The organism is Variovorax sp. YR750, assembly GCF_900109805.1.
GTDB lineage: Bacteria > Pseudomonadota > Gammaproteobacteria > Burkholderiales > Burkholderiaceae_C > Variovorax > Variovorax gossypii.
In genome coordinates, this window is sequence record NZ_FOBJ01000006.1 from 97,930 (window position 1) to 114,942 (window position 17,013).

The window sequence follows — 17,013 nt, forward strand, 5'->3', positions numbered from 1 at the left end:
AGCAGGGCGTCCCGGCCTGCTGCGGGGTTTTGCATTTCCGGGGCCATGTAGAGGAACACCATGTACAAAAACCTCGCGGGCCGCGCCGTTCTGGCGCTGGCAGCCGCTTGTTTTTTATCTCCCGCCTTTTCGCAGGCACAACAGCCGCAGCAGCCGAAGACGCCGCTGAAGATCGGCTTCGTCTACGTCACGCCCGTCACCGACGCGGGCTGGGTACGCCAGCACGAGGAAGGCCGCAAGGCCGTCGACGCGGCGCTGGGGGCGAAGATCAAGACCACCTATGTCGAGAACGTGGCCGAAGGCGCCGATGCCGAGCGCGTGATTCGCGATCTCGCGCAGCAGGGCAACACGCTCATCTTCACGCCCAGCTTCGGCTACATGGAGCCGACGATGAAGGTGGCGAAGGACTTCCCCGACGTGAAGTTCGAATCGATCACCGGCTACAAGACCGCGCCCAACGTCGCGACCGCCAATGCACGCTACTACGAGGGCCGCTACCTGGCGGGCATCGCGGCGGGGCGCACGACGAAGACCGGCATCGCAGGCTACGTCGCGGGCTTTCCGATTCCCGAGGTGCTGCAGGGCATCAACGCCTTCACCCTCGGCATGCGCTCGGTGAACCCGGCCGCGCAGGTGCGCGTGGTGTGGCTCAACGAGTGGTTCGATCCGCCGAAGGAGCGCGACGCGGCGATGGCGCTGTTCAACCAGAACGCCGACGTGGTCGCCTTCCATACCGGCTCCACCGCGGTGATGGCGGCGGCGCAGGAGCGCGGCAAGCTGGCCGTGGCCTATCACTCCGACATGCGCAAGATCGCGCCCGACGCGCAGATCGTCGCGGTCACGCACCAATGGGGCGGCTACTACACGCAGCGCGCGAAGGCGGTGCTCGACGGCAGCTGGAAGAGCGGCAACCTCTGGGGCGGCGTGAAGGAGGGAATGATCCGCGTCGGCGACTTCGGCACGAAGGTGCCGAAGGCCGTGCAGGACGAGGTGCTGGCGCGGCAGAAGGACATCGCCGCGGGCAAGCTGCAGCCGTTCCGCGCCGCCGCGGCCGACGTGCGCGACAACGAGGGCCGCACGGTGATCGCCAAGGGCACGCAGCTGAGCGACGAGCAGATCCTGAAGATGAACTGGCTGGTGGAGGGCGTGCAGGGGCGCGTGACGCGCTAACCCAGCCGACCAGCGCGCGGAGTACGAGGCAACAGGGCCTTGATGCGCTGACGAAGCAGCGCGGGCGTGGTGGACGGCGTCATCTGCAGCACGGCCATGCATCGGTCCATGCGACCCGGCCGAGTAAGCAGCGCCTCAGCGGCCTTTGTGAGATCGGCATCGATGCTGTCGCCATAGGCGCGACCGGCCTTGATCTTCGCCTGGCGCAAAAGCGACGCGCCGGGTTTCATCATGGCCAGATCGATGATGTCGCGGCTGAAGACGCTGTCGTCGGCCCAACGGTCAGAGTTTGCGAGCAGCTTGCTCGCTGCCATGTCGAGCGGCGTGAGGGTTGCAATGTCGTCGATACGGTCCTCTGCGTCCGGCAACTCAAGTTCGATGCGCGCCTCGAGGACGATCTCGAACTTGATCTCGATGTCGCTTACGAGAACCGACGACCGGATGCCGTACTGGTCGGCGCGTAGTTCAGCCGACTGCCGGATCTCGCAGCCGTGTCGGGCGAGCGCTCCGAGACCTTGAGTTCCCGTGATCAACTGGCGCAGGTGGCGATAGCCGTCGATATCGGATACGAGAAAGTCGATGTCTACGGACTCGCGGTACTCGCCATGGCGAAGCGCAATGGCGGTGCCTCCGCCGAAGAGGCAACGGTTCTGGGCGAGCAGGTTTGCGTCGAGCGAAGCAAGCACTTGAGCGACGCGTTGATGGTGTGGCCGTTCAAACATTCAATGGCTTTCTGCCGAGGATGCGCGCAAGGTCTTGCAGCAGCTGGCGTTCTTTCGCATCCAGCATGGATGTGTCGACGTGACGCCAGTTGCGCTCGTAGGTTCCCCATGCCTCTTCAGGCGTGAGTTCGCTGGCTGGAGCCAATTGCCAGGCAAGCCGGCGCAACTGGGGGTAATCGGCAATTCGAATACCTCCCGGGAGCGGTGCGAGGTCGGGCGGCTCCGTGGACATCACCACATCGACATCGAGACCCAAGGCCCCCAGCGCATTCATGTAGGCGCCCATCGTGACCGAGGGTTCGCCGCGCTCGATTCTGTGCAATGTCATGCGGGACATGCCCGCCGCCTCTGCAGCGGTGGTGGCGCTGACCTTCAGAGCCTTGCGACGCGCATGAATACGGCGGCCGAATGCTGCGAGGCGTTTGTCTGTTGCGGCGCTCGTTGGCGGAGAAGTGGATGGCATGATGTATCTCATATTAGACATTTTTGGGTATTTGTCCACAATGAGAGGCATTGAATGTCCTGAATGCCACCAGCCTGAACCCCAGTCGGCGGTGGATGCATGTTTCTCGTTTCTTCAGCCCAGCCGCTCGACCACGAAGTCGACGAAGGTCCGCAGCTTGGCGCTCGGGCGCGCTTCGGGCAGCCGCATGATGTGCACCTGCCGCGTGGGCAGCTCCCAGTCGGGCAGCAACTGCACCACCTGACCCGATGCGAGCGCGGGCCCCAGCAGCGCATCGGCCTGCACGATCACTCCCACGCCGGCCATGGCCGCGGCCAGCAATGCCTGGCCGTTGTTGGTGGTGAGCGGCCCGCGCACCGGCACGTGCACCGTCTGGCCGTCGCGAGTGAAGCGCCATGAATGGTTCGGCCCCCAGGCCGCGAAGCCCAACAGTGGGAAGGCCTCCAGCTCTGACGGGTGCTTCGGCTGCCCGTGGCGCGCGACCCATGCAGGGCTGGCCACCGCGTACATGCGCGCCAGCGCGAGCGGTCTTGCGATGAGCCGCTCGTCGATGGCCGCGCCCGAGCGGATGCCACAGTCGAAGCCTTCCTCGGCCAGGTCGACCACCCGGTCGTTGAGGCTCAGGTCCACCTTCACCTGCGGGTAGGCGGCGATGTATTCGCCGATCACCGGCGTGAGGCGGTGCGCGCCGTAGGCCACGGGCGCGGTGACGCGCAGCACGCCCTGCGGCATGGCGCGCAGCGACTCGGCCACGCCGTCGGCCGTGTGCACGCTGGCCAGCACGTCGCGGCAGCGTTCGAGATAGGCGGCGCCGATCTCCGTGAGCGAATGGCGGCGCGTGGTGCGCTCGAGCAGGCGGGCGCCCAGCTGGTCCTCGAGCGCGCGGATGTGCTTGCCGACCATCACGGCCGAAAGGTCGAGCGCCTCGGCGGCGGCGGCGAAGCTGCCCGCGTCTACTGTCGCGACGAAGACTTCCATGGCGCGGAGCTTGTCCATATTGCGAACTCCCGATTTCGAATGATCGAACCGGAAGGCAATTTATCAAATGGATGGTTCGCAAAACAATCGCCGCTTGTTGATTCACTCTGGCGAGGTTTTCCATGAAGGTTCTGGTTGTGGGCGCGACGGGCGCGGTCGGCAGCGCGGTGGCGCAGGCGCTGGATGCGAGAGGCCACGAGGTGATTCGCGCGGGTCGCACGCGCGGCGACCATCAGGTCGACATCACCAGCGATGCCAGCGTCGAGGCGCTGTATGCGGCGGTGGGGCGCGTCGATGCGATCGTCTCGACGGCAGGCGGGCTCTTCTTCGGGCCGCTGTCTGAAATGCGACCGGCCGACTTCAACGTCGGCTTGCAGGACAAGTTGCTGGGCCAGGCGCGGCTCGCGCTGCTGGGCCAGCATGTGCTGCGCGACGGCGGCTCCATCACGCTGACGACGGGCGTTGCTGCCGACGATCCGGTTCGCGGCGGAGGCAACGCGGCCGCCGTGAATGCGGCGGTCGAGGGCTTCGTGAAGGGCGCGGCGATCGAGCTGGCGCGCGGTCAGCGCATCAACGCGGTGAGCCCGACACTGCTGACCGAATCGGTGGCGGCATACGGCGCGCTCTTTCCGGGCGTCGAGACCGTACCGGCCGCGCGCGTGGCCCTGGCCTATGTGCGCAGCGTCGAAGGTCCGCTGACGGGGCGCGTCTTTCGCGTATGGCAATGAGGAGCGGGCGTTCACGGCTTGCAGGCGCGCTGCTTGCGCTGGCGACGACGGCGGCCGTCGCTGCCCCGCCCGTGGTGCAGGCGCTGCCCGAAGACTGGTATCCGGAAAGCGTGGCCATCGGGCCCGATGGCGCGTTCTACGTCGGCAGCTGGCGGCAGGGCGCGGTCGCGCGGCTGAAGCCGGGCACGGCGCCGAAGGCCGAGGTGCTGGTCAAGCCGGGCGCCAACGGCCTGGCGAACGGGCAGGGCGTGCTGGTCGATGCCGGGCATGGGGACTTGTGGATCTGCTCGGGCAACATCGGCTTCACCACTGTGCCGTCGACGCCGAGCGCGCTCAAGCGCTACGACCTCGCCACGGGCGCACCGCGTGCGAGCTACGCGATGCCCGACGACGGCTACTGCAACGACCTCGCGCAGGACGCGCGCGGCAATCTCTACGTGACCGACTCCTACCACCCGCGCGTGCTGAAGCTCGCGCCGGGCGCCGATTCGCTCGCGGTGTGGAAGGAGGATCCGGCGCTGGCCGGCCCGGGGCCGTACAAGGGCCTGAACGGCATCGCCATCGACGGCGGACGCGAGGTCTACGTGAGCCTCGTGGCGGCCGCTTCGTACCTGCTGCGCATCGGCCTCGGCGCGGACGGCAAGGCTGGCGAGGTCACGCGCATCGAGGCGCCGCGCGAGCTGAAGAACGTGGACGCGATCCGCGCATGGAAGCCCGGGAGGCTCGTGCTGTTCGAAAGCAATGCCTTCGGCGAAGGGCCCTACGGCGGGCAGATCACCGTGGCACGCATCGAAGGCGCGAAGCTCGGCCTGCGGACGGTGGTGGCGGGGCTCAACGATCCGTCCTCCGGGGCGGTGTGGGGCAACCGCGTCTACTTCATCGAGTCGAAGTATTCGCTGCTCACGAAGCGCAAGGACGGAGACGGGCCGGTGCCGACGGGCGTGCCCTTCGACATCCAGTCGCGCGCGTTGCCGAGGTGAGCACGGTGCCGGGGCGAGTGCGCTGCGCATATAGCACTCATATGCGCATGGAAATTGCGGCGGGGCGGGGGTGGATTACCCTCCGCACCCACGATGAAAAAAGCCTACCGCGCCTCCCTCCTGCGATTCGACGCCTCCGGCAAGCCCGTTTTCGATGAGGACGGCCTGCTGGTCGTCGCCCCCGATGCCACCGGCCGCCAGCGCGTGCTCGATGCCGGCAGCCATGCCGACGTCGCTGCGCGCCACCCCGGCGCGCACACGACCCACCTGCCGGGGCGCATCCTCGCGCCGGGCTTCGTGGACATGCACATCCACTATCCGCAGACCGACATCATCGGTTCGCCCTCGCCGGGGCTGCTGCCCTGGCTCGAGAACTACACCTTTCCCGCGGAAAGCAAGTTCGCCGACCCCGCGCATTCGAAGGAAGTAGCCGAGTTCTTCCTCGACGAATTGCTGCGCAACGGCGTCACCACTTCGCTGACCTTCGCGACCTCGCACGTGGCCTCGGTCGATGCGCTCTTCGAGGGCGCGCAGCGCCGCGGCCTGCGCCTGATCACCGGCAAGGTGCTGCAGGACCGCAACTCGCCCGACGGCGTGCGCGACGAGACCGAGCAGAGCCTGGTCGACACCGAGGCGCTGATCCGCAAGTGGCACAACGTCGACCGGCTGGGCTATGCGATCACGCCGCGCTTCGCGCCCGCGAGCACCGATGCGCAGATGCACGGCGCGAGCGAACTGGCCGCGAAGTACGCCGACACCTGGATCCAGTCGCATGTGGCCGAGAACCGCGACGAAGTGAAATGGGTGCGCGAGCTCTACCCGAAGGCGCGCTCGTACCTCGACGTGTATGCAGGCTTCGGCCTGATGCGCGAACGTGCCGTGTACGCCCACTGCATCTACCTCGACGACGCCGACCGCGCCCTGCTGCGCGAGACGAAGACGGCGGCGGCCGTGAGCCCCACGAGCAACCTGTTCCTGGGTAGCGGCTTCTTCGACTTCGGCGCGGCCGACCGCATGGACTACCCCTACGGGCTGGCCAGCGACGTGGGCGGCGGTACCAGCTTCAGCCCCTTCCACACCATGATGGCCGCCTACTACGTCGGCCGCGAAGGGCAGACCAAGGCCGGCCTGAGCATCGCGCCATCGGAACTCTGGTGGCGCCACACCGGCGGCGCGGCCCGCGCGCTGGGGCTCGACGGCGTGGTCGGCAACCTGCAGTCGGGCTGCGAGGCCGACTTCCTGGTGCTGAACCCCGCGGCCACGCCGCTGCTGGCGCGCAAGACGAAGCAGGCGAACTCGCTGGAGGAAATGCTCTTCGCGATGATCGTGTTGGGCGACGACCGGCTGGTCGAGCGCGCGGTGATCTCGCAGGCGCTGTAGCCCCTGCGGCGGCGGGCGGGGTGGCCGCGCGTGCCACAATTCGCCCCCGATTTCCCCGCAGCAGCAGCGAGCGCATATGAGCATCAAGAGCGACAAATGGATCCGGCGCATGGCCGAGAACGAAGGAATGATCGACCCCTTCGAGCCGGGCCAGGTGCGCGAGGCCTCCGGCCACAAGATCATCAGCTACGGCACCTCGAGCTACGGCTACGACATCCGGTGCGCGCCTGAATTCAAGGTCTTCACCAACATCCACAGCACGGTCGTCGACCCGAAGAACTTCGACGAGAAGAGCTTCGTGGACATGCATGGCGACTACTGCATCATCCCGCCCAACAGCTTCGCGCTGGCGCGCACCGTCGAGTACTTCCGCATCCCGCGCAACGTGCTGACCATCTGCCTGGGCAAGAGCACCTATGCGCGCTGCGGCATCATCGTCAACGTGACGCCCTTCGAGCCCGAGTGGGAAGGCTACGTGACGCTCGAATTCAGCAACACCACGCCGCTGCCCGCCAAGATCTACGCGGGCGAGGGCTGCGCGCAGGTGCTGTTCTTCGAGAGCGACGAGGTCTGCGAGACCAGCTACAAGGACCGCGGCGGCAAGTACCAGGGCCAGCGCGGCGTCACCCTGCCGAAGACCTGAGCGCTTTCGCGGTATTCCTGGCATACCCGCTTACAGGAGCGGGCGGCTTCCGAAGTACCATCCTGCGACCGCCGGCAACTACTCCTGCAAAGGCCGGCAAGGAGAGCGCGATGAGATGGGAAGGCAACGAACAATCGGACAACGTCGAGGATCGCCGTGGTGAAGGCGGCGGAGGCGGTGGCGGCGGCTTCATCGGCGGCCGTGGCATCGGCATCGGGACCATCGCGGTCGCGCTGATCGCCGGCTGGGTCTTCGGCATCAACCCGCTCACGGTGCTGAGCCTGCTCAGCGGCGGCGGTGGCCCCGCCCAGGTGCAACAGCAGCAGCAGGGGCCCGCGCCCAAGCCGCCTTCGAACGACCGCGAGGCGGCCTTCGTCTCCACCGTGCTGAAGAACACCGAAGTGGTCTGGACGAACATCTTCCGCCAGAACGGTGGCACCTACCATCCGCCGCGCCTCGTGCTGTTCCGCAACGCGACGCCGACGGCCTGCGGCACCGGCCAGTCGGCCATGGGCCCGTTCTACTGCCCGGGCGACCAGAAGGTCTACATCGACCTCGGCTTCTACGACACCTTGAAGAACCAGCTCGGCGCGCCGGGCGAGTTCGCGCAGGCGTATGTCATTGCGCACGAAGTCGGCCATCACGTGCAGGACGAGCTCGGCATCACCGCCAAGGTCGACGGCATGCGCAGCCGCCTGAGCCAGACCCAGAACAATGCGATGAGCGTTCGCGTCGAGCTGCAGGCCGACTGCTTCGCGGGCGTGTGGGCCCACCATTCGCAGGAGTCGAAGAAGTGGCTCGACCCGGGCGACATCGAGGCCGCCATGAATGCCGCGCAGAAGATCGGCGACGACGCCCTGCAGCGCTCCGCGGGCCGCGCGGTGGTGCCCGACAGCTTCACCCACGGCTCGAGCGCGCAGCGCCAGCGCTGGTTCGGCGCGGGTTATCAAAGCGGCGACATCAAGGCCTGCGACACCTTCAACGCACGCAGCCTCTAGGCTGCGGTCTTCCGCAGGTGCTGCGGTTGCTGGTTTGATTGCTATTGAATAAATAGCAACTCCGCTCGCGCGGGCGTTGTCATGCCGCAGTCACTGCCGTTTTTTGCGGCAATGCGACAATAGCGGGCTCAATGACAAGCTCCTTCTCCAATCTACTGCTGGCGGAACCGCTGGCGCGCGCCGTGGCCGAAATGGGCTACGAGACCATGACACCGATCCAGGAGCAGGCCATTCCGGTCGTGCTCGCGGGCCAGGACGTGATGGGCGCCGCGCAGACCGGCACCGGCAAGACGGCGGCGTTCTCGCTCCCGCTGCTGCAGCGCATGCTCAAGCATGAAAACGCCTCGACCTCGCCCGCGCGGCATCCGGTCCGGGCCCTGGTGCTGCTGCCGACGCGCGAGCTGGCCGACCAGGTCGCGCAGCAGATCAAGCTGTACGCCAAGTACACCAACCTGCGCAGCACGGTGGTGTTCGGCGGCATCGACATGAAGCCGCAGACGCTGGAACTGAAGAAGGGCGTCGAAGTGCTGGTGGCCACGCCGGGCCGCCTGCTCGATCACATCGAAGCGAAGAACGCGGTGCTCAACCAGGTCGAGTACGTCGTGCTCGACGAAGCCGACCGCATGCTCGACATCGGCTTCCTGCCCGACCTGCAGCGTATCCTGAGCTACCTGCCCAAGCAGCGCACCACGCTGCTCTTCTCGGCCACCTTCTCGCCCGAAATCAAGCGACTGGCCGGCAGCTACCTGCAGAACCCCGTCACCATCGAAGTGGCCCGGCCGAACGAAACGGCCTCCACCGTCGAGCAGCACTTCTACAGCGTGGCCGACGACGACAAGCGCCGCGCGCTCAAGCAGATCGTTCGCCAGCGCGGCATCACGCAGGCCTTCGTGTTCGTCAACAGCAAGCTCGGCTGCGCGCGCCTCGCGCGCTCGCTGGAGCGCGACGGTCTTCGCACCTCGGCGCTGCACGGCGACAAGAGCCAGGATGAGCGCCTGAAGTCGCTCGCCGCCTTCAAGGCCGGCGAGGTCGACCTGCTGGTGTGCACCGACGTCGCGGCCCGCGGTCTCGACATCAAGGATGTGCCCGCGGTCTTCAACTTCGACATTCCGTTCAACGCCGAAGACTACGTGCATCGCATCGGCCGCACGGGCCGCGCCGGTGCATCGGGCCTGGCCGTGAGCTTCGCCAGCGGCGGCAACGATGCCCGCCTGGTGGCCGACATCGAGAAGCTGATCAAGAAGAAGATCGAGCTCGAACCGGTGGAGTTCGAGGAAGACCGCCCGCGCGGCCGCATCAACGACGGGCGCCGTCACTGGCGCGAGGAAGGCGAGTCAGGCGATGCACGCGACGTGCTCGACCAGCCTCGCGAACGCCGCGACGCCGACAGCCGCCGCGGCGGCGGGCGCCCGCACCGCGCTCCTTCGGCGCCGCGCGATCCCTTCTTCGACAAGCCCTACGAGCCGGGCCAGCCCGACGCGACGCCCGCATGGGAAGCCGCCGCCAAGGCCGCAACGCCCACGCGCGGCATCTCCAGCAACATCAAGCCCAAGCGCAAGGTCGCCGCCCTGTTCAAGAGCGCCGAGCCGAGCTGAGTTGAGTTGAGTTGAGTCGAACCGAGGCCCCCATGCTGCGTGGGCCTCAGGTAGTGATCCCCCTTCGCGAAACACCGAGGAACCGGCTCTGCCGGGCCTCAGGTGTTGCCCCCGGAAGGGGGTGGAGCAGCGACACGGAGTGCGCGGAGCCTGGGGGAGAGCCAATCACCTCCAGCCGCGATGCCAGCCGTATTGCGGATGGTGCCAGCCCCAGCCATAGCGCGGGTGGTAGGCCCACACGAAGCCGATGCCGGGCGACACGTAGGTTGGTGCCACGTAGGCCACGCCAGGAGGCGCTGCGTACACGGGTGCAGGTGCGGCAGGCGCGACCACACAGCCGGTGAGCGTGGCCGCCAGCACGGCGGTGGCGGACACTGCAAGAAGAGGAGTGAATCTCATGGCGAAGCTCCTGGAACGAGTTGTTGTCGGTGTGAACCTCCAACGTCGCCACGTATCGCTGGATGACGGCCTTTACCCGGGCTACACACTGTGACCGGCGTGTCGTCTTCCTTTCAGATTCCTTTCGCCGATACCAGTCTTCAGATCACAGCGAAATGGTGCGTGCCATCGCGCCCCAGCTGCTCCACCAAACCGAACTCCCAATCCAGGTAGGCCTGCATCGCCTCGGCGGGCGCATCGGTGCCCTCGTAGGGGCGGCGATAGCGGTCTGTGCGCGCGGTCGCGAGGCGGGTCTCGCCGCTTTCCGCTTCGAGGCCTGCAGCGAACCATGCCGCGTTGCCGCCGGCCAGCACCAGCACTTCGGCATCGCCCTGGCCGCGCGCGTCGAGCAGCGCGCGCAGGTCGGCGGCCGCGTAGCGTGCGAGAAGGCTGCTGCCGCAGGTCAGCACGTAGCGCTGCGAGGGCGGCACAGCGGTGTCCAGTGCCTGCGCCAGCTGCGCGCGGATCGCATACCAGGCGCCCGGAATGTGGCGCTTCACGTAGTTCGCGCTGGTGGTCACGTCGATCACCGCCGTGCCGGACTGCTTCTTCAACAGTGCCGCGAGTTCCCCGGGCGCGATCTCGCCCTCCGTGGTGGCGACCGGCGGATATGCGCTCGTGGGAGCGGTCGTCTCGACCAGGTCCGCCGCCGTGGGTGCCACGTCCGGCACGTAGACCTCCCAGCCCATCTGCGCGAGCCACGAGGCGCTCATCGATGCGCGCACGCCATCGTCGTCCGCCAGCACGATGCGCGCACCGCGCACGGGCACCTGGTGATCCGTTTCCTGCACCAGCTGTCCGCCGGGCGCATTCGCGAAGCCGGGCAGATGGCCAGCCGCATATTCCTCGGGCGTGCGCACGTCGAAGCGATACACGGTGCGACCCGGCGCTTCCAGCGTCTGCAGCGCGCCCAGCGCGATGCGGCGCACGCCTGCCAGATCGGCCACGCGCCGCGCATCGGCCTGTGCCTGCACGCGATGCGCCTGCGACACGGCGGCAGGCGCCTGCCGGCTCGCGCCATGGTCAAGTACCTGCCCCGCGAGCTTCCAGCCGATGGTGCCGTTGCGCAGCGCCGCCACCGGGTTCGGAATGCCCGCGTTCACCAGCGACTGCGTGCCGATGATGCTGCGCGTGCGACCCGCGCAGTTCACGATCACCCGTGTCGCCGGATCGGGCGCCAGCTCGCGCACGCGCAGCACCAGCTCCGCGCCCGGCACGCTGGTGGCCGAGGGAATGCTCATCGTCTGGTATTCGTCGAAGCGGCGCGCATCGAGCACCACCACGTCGGCCTTGGCATCGACCAGTGCCTTCACCTCTTGGGCGGAGAGCGACGGCGTGTGCCGCTCGTGCTCGACCAGCTCGCCAAAGGACTTGCTCGGCACGTTCACGTCGCGGAACAACTCGCCGCCCGCCTTGCGCCAGGCTTCGAGGCCGCCTTCGAGCAGATGCACGTTCGTGTAGCCCAGCGCGGCGAAGATGCGCGCGGCCTGCGGCGCGAGGTCGATGCCGCCGTGCTCGCCGTACAGCACGATGAGCGTGTCGCGCCGCGGAATGCGCCGCCACGCCTCGATCTCGATGCGCGACAGCGGCAGGTTGGCCGCCCAGAGCGGGTGTTCCTGCGCGAACGGGTCTTCCTCGCGCACGTCGAGCAATGCGGTCTCGTCACGGGCGATGAGCCGCTCGCGCACGGCGGCGAAGGAAAGAACGGGGAAGCTGGTGGCGGTCGTCGTCGTCATGCGTCTGTCGAGGCTCTGAGTTCTGCGCTGCGGTCCCACAGGTTGGGCAGCAGCGTGTTGGAGTATCCGGAGACGAAGGGCTTGCGGCCGCCCTCCGCCGGGTAAGTATGCCGCCGCACGGCGCCGATGTTCGCGCCGTACACGTGGATGCTGATCGAGACCCGGTCGGCGTGCGCGTTGTGCACGCGGTGCAGGTCGCCGACGGTGGGCGACACCGCTTCCACCTGACCGGCGTCGAGCCGCACCGCCTCGCCATGCGGCCGGGCATGCCCGTCTGCGCCGAGCGCGTAGCCCTGGCTGTACTCCGAGCCGCGCAGCATGCCGATCAGCCCCCACACGGTGTGGTCGTGCACCGGCGTGGCCTGCCCCGGTCCCCACACGAAGCTCACGACCGAGAAGCGCTCGGTGCTGTCCGCGTGCAGCAGGAACTGCCGGTAGTACACGGGGTCGGGCTGGGCGAAGGCCTCGGGCAGCCAGTCGTCGCGCGACACCAGCGTGCGCAGCAGCGCGCCGCCTTCCGAAAGAATGCGCGGCTCGTCGGGCGCGCCATCGAGCAGCCGGCCGAAGGCGCCGACGAATTCGCGAAGGGGAGTCAGGGAGGTCGTTGTCATGCGGGGCGTTTCCAGACGCCAGTGTCGGTGATTGCGCGCACGTCCACCCGCACCGGCAGGATGCCGTCGCGCGCCGAGCGGTCGGCCACGGTCTGCAGCGCGGCGATGTCGGCCTCGCTCACAGGCCGGCCCGCCACCGAGGCTCGCGCGGTGATGATGCGCGACGATTCGATGGGCAGCCGCGTGAGCTGGCTGTAGGCCTGCGCATAGGCCTCGGGGTTGGCCAGCGCCCAGTCGCCCGCGCGGGCCAGCCTGTCGAGGAACTGCACGATGGCCGTGCGCTTTGCCGGATCGGCCAGCGACGATTCGGTGGCCGTGATGAAGCCCAGCGCGGTGTTGATGCCGCGCCCGTCGCGCAGGATGCGCCCGCCCTGCTGCAGGGCGATGGTGTAGTAGGGGTCGAAGATGGCCCACGCGTCGATCTGCTTGGAGGCGAAGGCCGCGGCCGCGTCTGTGGGCAGCACGAACTTCACCGTCACCTCCTCGCGCTTCACGCCGGCCTCTTCGAGCGCACCGTAGAGCTGGTACTGCGAGATGCTGCCGCGCGCCGACGACACGATCACCGTCTTGCCGCGCAGGTCCGCCACGCTGCGCAGCGGCGAATCGGGCTGCACCACGATGCCCAGCGAATCGGCCTTGCCGACGCGCGTGGCGACGATCTTCAGCGGCGTCTTGCCCACGGCCGCGGCGAGCACGGGCAGGTCGCCGGCCATGGCTGTATCGACCGCCGCGCCACGCTGCGCCTCGAAGAGCGGCGCGGCGCCCTGGAAGTTGGCCCAGCGGTAGGCGAAGGGCGCGCCTTCGAGGGCGCGCGAGGCCTCGAACAGCGAGCGCAGGCCGCCGGCCTGGTCGCCGAGCACCAGCGACGTCTGGGCTTGTGCAAAGGCGCGCAGCGAGCCGGTGGCGGCCAGCGACAGCGCTGCGCCCTGTTTCAGCCAGCCGCGCCGCGAGGCCTTGGGTAAGAAGAGGGAAGACGTCATGCGGCAGCTCCCGTGGACAGCAACGCGCGCTTGCCCGCCGCGACCAGGATCGCGTCGTTCTGCGGCGTGTGGATGCGGCTGCACAGCACGTCGCGATAGTGCCGCTCCAGCGGGTTCTGCCGCGTGAGGCCGTGGTTGCCGCTGAGTTGCAGGGCGAGCTCGACCGCGCGGATCGCGTTGCCCGTCACCGTGTACTTGAGCAGGCCGCTGTCGGCGGCTGGCTGCGCGTGGCCGCCGTCGACTGCGGCGGTGGCGTCGTCGAGCAGCACGCGGTTGGTGCGCAGCAGCGCCTCGATCTCGCCGACGTGCTCCTGTACGCGCGGCAGGCCGGCCAGCGGCGTGCCGAGGCTGCCGGGCGCGCGCCGGTTCAGGAAGCCGACCAGCCAGTCGCGCGCGGCATGGGCCACGGCGTCGTAGAGGCTGCCGAGCAGCACCGTCATCCATGCCTGCTGGGTGGCATGGGCGTCGATGTCGGTCTGGCTGCCCGCATCGGGTGCCCAGTCGGCCGGCCGGCGCAGGTCGACCGCATGGTCGGCGTCGATGGCGACGTTCTCGAACACCACCTCGTGGCTGCCGGAGGCACGCAGGCCCAGGTGGTCCCAGCTCGCGATCACGCGCACGCCGGGCGCGTCGCGCGGCACCAGGAACACGCCGGTGCGCGGGTCGGGCTCATCCGTGCGGGCCCACACCGCGAGCCAGCTCAGACCCTCGATGCCGGTGGTGTAGAGCTTGTGGCCGTCGATCTTCCAGCCGTCGCCGTCGCGCCGCGCAACCGTGCCTGGCAGGCCGCCGCGGGCCGGCGAGCCCAGCGCGGGCTCCACGCGCAGCGCGTTGATGAGCGCGCCGTTCGTCACCGCGTCGCGCGCCACGCGCTCGCGCAGGTGCGCGGGCCAGCGGCTGTCGGAGCGCGCCAGCGCGTGGTGCTGCAGATAGGTCATCGTGAGGATCAGCGCCGTGGCCGGCTCGCCGCGCGCCACGGCCGAGATCACGCGCCGCGCCGCAGCCAGGGTGGCGCCGCCTCCGCCGTGCTCGGCAGGCGCGACCAGCCCGATCAGCCCGTGTGCCTGCAGTGCAGTGAAGTTCTCGCGGGGAAACGCGCCGCTCAGGTCGTGGTCGGCCGCCGTGGCCGCGAACTGGGCGGTGAGGCGGGCCAGCACGGCTGTATCGAGGGTGGCGATGGCGGCGGGGGCGGGATGTTCGGGCGCGCCCGGCGGGCGGCGCAAGGGGAGTGCACTCATGGTTCTCCCACGGTAGCGGGCCACCTGCCGAGCGAAAACGACGCTTCCCGCATATGCAAACTCGTTTTTCTGCGTTCGCTTCCATGCAGCGTCTGGTTACGGTCAGGGTGCATGAAATCAGACTTTCCCCTGGACCGGCGCCGCCTGCTGCAGGCCGCCGCGGCGCTGGCCGCGACCGGCTCCGCCGGCTGGGCGCAAGCCGCCGCACCGTCGCGCGATCTTTCCGGCGTCACGCTGCGCGTGGGCACCTACAAGGGCCTCTGGCGGCCGCTGCTCACCGCCTCGGGCCAGGCCGACACGCCCTACAAGATCGACTGGCGCGAGCTCAACAACGGCGTGCTGCACATCGAGGCCATCAACGGCGACGCGCTCGACCTGGGCTCGGGCAGCGAGATTCCGCCGGTGTTCGCGGCGCGCCAGAAGTCCAGCGTGAAGCTGGTGGCCGTCACGCACGAGGACCTGAACAACCAGGCCACGCTGGCACGCAAGGAGGCGCCGATCCGCAGCATTGCCGACTTCAAGGGCAAGCGCGTGGGCTACGTGCGCGCCACCACCTCGCACTACTACCTGGCCAAGCAGCTGGCCGAAGCGGGGCTCTCGTTCAGCGACATCCAGGCCGTGAGCCTCACGCCCTCCGACGGCCTCTCGGCCTTCGCGCGCGGCGATCTCGATGCCTGGGCCATCTACGGCTACAACGGCCAGCTCGCGCGCACCCAGTACGGCGCGCGCGTCATCAAGACCGGCGTGGGGTACCTCTCGGGCAACTTCCCGATCTACGCCAATCCGCGCGCGCTCGACGACCAGCTTCGCCGCGCCGCGCTGGCCGACCTGCTGCAGCGCCTGCAGCGCTCGTTCGCGTGGATCAACGGCAACTTCCTGGCCTACGCCCGCGCGCAATCGGCCGAGACGCGCGTGCCCGTGGGCGACATCGTCGAGCTCTTCAACCGCCGCAGCGGCGACTACAGCCTCGGCCCCGTGAGCGATGCGGTGGTGCGCAGCCACCAGGACGTGGCCGACACCTTCCTGAAGATCGGCGTGCTCGACGGTCCGGCCGACGTGAAGCCCCTGTGGGACCGCAGCTTCGAGAGCGTGCTGCGCCTGCCCGCCGCCTGACAACCACCTCCCATGCAAATTCAAACAAGGACAGCACCATGAGCCAGCCACAGCAAGACGGCGTCGTCGAATTCATCGGAATGATCCAGGGCCAGAAGGTCTCGGAGATCCACGCGGCCAAGGGCCCCTCGCTCGACCGCGATTACGTGCGCGCCTTCGCGCAGGCCCACGAGACCGCCGGCTTCGACCGCGTGCTGGTGCCGCACCACTCGACCAGCCCCGACGCCACGCTCACCGTGGCCTATGCGGCCTCGGTCACCGAGCGCATCCACTTCATGCTCGCGCACCGCCCCGGCTTCGTCGCACCCACGCTGGCCGCGCGGCAGTTCGCCTCGCTCGACCAGTTCAGCGGCGGCCGGCTCGGCGTGCACTACATCTCGGGCGGCTCCGACGAGGAACAACGCCGCGACGGCGACTGGCTCGACCACGACCAGCGCTACGCCCGCACCGACGAGTACCTCGAGGTGCTGCACAAGGTGTGGACGGCGGAGAAGCCCTTCGACCACGAAGGCGCGCACTACCGCTTTCAGAACGCTTTTTCCGAAGTGAGACCGGTGCAGACGCGCAACGGCAAGCCGCACGTGCCGGTGTATTTCGGCGGCGCATCCGAGGCCGCCATTCCGGTGGCGGGCAAGTACGCCGACGTCTACGCGCTGTGGGGCGAGTCGCTCGACCAGGCGCGCGAGCTGACGACCCGCGTGCGCGCGGAAGCAGCGAAGCACGGGCGCAGCGTGCGCTTCTCGGTGTCGTTCCGCCCGATCCTGGCCGAGACCGAGGAGGCCGCATGGGCGCGCGCCGAGAACATCCTCGCCGAGACCAAGCGACTGCGCGTGGTGCAGGGCTACAACCGTGGTGGCCCGCAGCAGAGCGAAGGCGCCAAGCGCCTGCTGGCCGCTGCAGAAAAGGGCTCGCGGCTCGACAAACGCCTGTGGACGGCGGTCGCGCAGGAGATCGGCGGGCGCTCCAACAGCACCGCGCTGGTCGGCACGCCCGAGCAGGTGGCCGATGCGCTGCTCGACTACTACGACCTGGGCGTGACCACCTTCCTGATCCGCGGCTTCGACCCGCTGGAAGACGCACTGGACTACGGGCGCGAGCTGATCCCGCGCACGCGCGAACTGGTGGCGCAGCGCGCAGCTTCCGTCCGCAAAGCCGCCTGACCCGATGAGTTACTCCCTCCCCCTCTGGGGGAGGGCAGGGGTGGGGGCAAGCGGCCTCGGACAGCGTCACGGCGTTGAAG

General features: G+C 68.6%; 17 protein-coding genes. 9 read left to right on the forward strand and 8 right to left on the reverse strand.

Annotated features, from left to right (window positions below):
• The first annotated feature begins 60 nt into the window (after positions 1 to 60).
• Positions 61 to 1,170 (forward strand): BMP family ABC transporter substrate-binding protein, encoded by a 1,110-nt coding sequence (locus tag BMY35_RS14190; RefSeq protein ID WP_093199878.1) that lies wholly within the window; start codon positions 61 to 63, stop codon positions 1,168 to 1,170.
• Here the strand turns inward: BMY35_RS14190 and BMY35_RS14195 are convergent.
• The 3 genes from BMY35_RS14195 to BMY35_RS14205 form a co-directional block, all read right to left on the reverse strand.
• Complete coding sequence (locus BMY35_RS14195; protein ID WP_093199881.1) at positions 1,167 to 1,892, reverse strand: nucleotidyl transferase AbiEii/AbiGii toxin family protein; 726 nt, start codon at positions 1,890 to 1,892, stop codon at positions 1,167 to 1,169. The two genes, BMY35_RS14190 and BMY35_RS14195, sit on opposite strands and share 4 nt — an antisense overlap.
• Entirely contained in the window at positions 1,885 to 2,355 is a 471-nt protein-coding gene (locus BMY35_RS14200; protein ID WP_093200423.1) for a helix-turn-helix domain-containing protein, read from the reverse strand. The genes BMY35_RS14195 and BMY35_RS14200 overlap by 8 nt, the downstream gene beginning before the upstream one ends.
• A 114-nt stretch (positions 2,356 to 2,469) precedes the next feature.
• On the reverse strand, positions 2,470 to 3,351 hold the full coding sequence (locus tag BMY35_RS14205) for a LysR family transcriptional regulator (protein WP_093199883.1): 882 nt from the start codon (positions 3,349 to 3,351) through the stop codon (positions 2,470 to 2,472).
• Positions 3,352 to 3,455: 104 nt separating this feature from the next.
• Here BMY35_RS14205 and BMY35_RS14210 point away from each other — a divergent pair, with 104 nt between their 5' ends.
• The 6 genes from BMY35_RS14210 (at position 3,456) to BMY35_RS14235 (ending at position 9,657) form a co-directional block, all read left to right on the forward strand.
• A complete protein-coding gene (locus BMY35_RS14210; RefSeq protein ID WP_093199886.1) occupies positions 3,456 to 4,061 on the forward strand; it encodes a short chain dehydrogenase in 606 nt (201 codons plus the stop codon).
• Entirely contained in the window at positions 4,052 to 5,041 is a 990-nt protein-coding gene (locus BMY35_RS14215; RefSeq protein ID WP_256228408.1) for an NHL repeat-containing protein, read from the forward strand. Before BMY35_RS14210 ends, BMY35_RS14215 begins: the two co-directional genes overlap by 10 nt.
• A gap of 93 nt (positions 5,042 to 5,134) precedes the next feature.
• On the forward strand, positions 5,135 to 6,421 hold the full coding sequence (gene guaD, locus BMY35_RS14220; protein WP_093199889.1) for a guanine deaminase: 1,287 nt from the start codon (positions 5,135 to 5,137) through the stop codon (positions 6,419 to 6,421).
• Between the two features lie 76 nt (positions 6,422 to 6,497).
• Positions 6,498 to 7,064 (forward strand): dCTP deaminase, encoded by a 567-nt coding sequence (dcd, locus tag BMY35_RS14225; RefSeq protein ID WP_093199891.1) that lies wholly within the window; start codon positions 6,498 to 6,500, stop codon positions 7,062 to 7,064.
• A gap of 110 nt (positions 7,065 to 7,174) precedes the next feature.
• Complete coding sequence (locus BMY35_RS14230) at positions 7,175 to 8,062, forward strand: KPN_02809 family neutral zinc metallopeptidase (protein ID WP_093199894.1); 888 nt, start codon at positions 7,175 to 7,177, stop codon at positions 8,060 to 8,062.
• A 131-nt stretch (positions 8,063 to 8,193) separates the two neighbouring features.
• Positions 8,194 to 9,657, forward strand: coding sequence for a DEAD/DEAH box helicase (locus BMY35_RS14235; protein ID WP_093199897.1), 1,464 nt, complete (start codon positions 8,194 to 8,196; stop codon positions 9,655 to 9,657).
• A 165-nt stretch (positions 9,658 to 9,822) separates the two neighbouring features.
• Here BMY35_RS14235 and BMY35_RS14240 read toward each other — a convergent pair whose 3' ends face one another.
• From BMY35_RS14240 to BMY35_RS14260, 5 genes are all read right to left on the reverse strand, one after another.
• Positions 9,823 to 10,056, reverse strand: coding sequence for a hypothetical protein (locus BMY35_RS14240; protein ID WP_093199899.1), 234 nt, complete (start codon positions 10,054 to 10,056; stop codon positions 9,823 to 9,825).
• A 140-nt stretch (positions 10,057 to 10,196) separates the two neighbouring features.
• Entirely contained in the window at positions 10,197 to 11,831 is a 1,635-nt protein-coding gene (locus BMY35_RS14245) for a rhodanese-related sulfurtransferase (protein WP_093199902.1), read from the reverse strand.
• Entirely contained in the window at positions 11,828 to 12,442 is a 615-nt protein-coding gene (locus BMY35_RS14250; RefSeq protein WP_093199903.1) for a cysteine dioxygenase family protein, read from the reverse strand. The genes BMY35_RS14245 and BMY35_RS14250 overlap by 4 nt, the downstream gene beginning before the upstream one ends.
• Complete coding sequence (locus BMY35_RS14255) at positions 12,439 to 13,422, reverse strand: ABC transporter substrate-binding protein (protein ID WP_093199906.1); 984 nt, start codon at positions 13,420 to 13,422, stop codon at positions 12,439 to 12,441. The genes BMY35_RS14250 and BMY35_RS14255 overlap by 4 nt, the downstream gene beginning before the upstream one ends.
• Positions 13,419 to 14,660, reverse strand: coding sequence for an acyl-CoA dehydrogenase family protein (locus BMY35_RS14260; RefSeq protein WP_093199910.1), 1,242 nt, complete (start codon positions 14,658 to 14,660; stop codon positions 13,419 to 13,421). Before BMY35_RS14260 ends, BMY35_RS14255 begins: the two co-directional genes overlap by 4 nt.
• A 111-nt stretch (positions 14,661 to 14,771) precedes the next feature.
• Here BMY35_RS14260 and BMY35_RS14265 point away from each other — a divergent pair, with 111 nt between their 5' ends.
• On the forward strand, positions 14,772 to 15,773 hold the full coding sequence (locus BMY35_RS14265; protein WP_093199912.1) for an ABC transporter substrate-binding protein: 1,002 nt from the start codon (positions 14,772 to 14,774) through the stop codon (positions 15,771 to 15,773).
• A 38-nt stretch (positions 15,774 to 15,811) separates the two neighbouring features.
• On the forward strand, positions 15,812 to 16,933 hold the full coding sequence (locus tag BMY35_RS14270) for an LLM class flavin-dependent oxidoreductase (RefSeq protein ID WP_093199914.1): 1,122 nt from the start codon (positions 15,812 to 15,814) through the stop codon (positions 16,931 to 16,933).
• Positions 16,934 to 17,013: the final 80 nt, after the last annotated feature.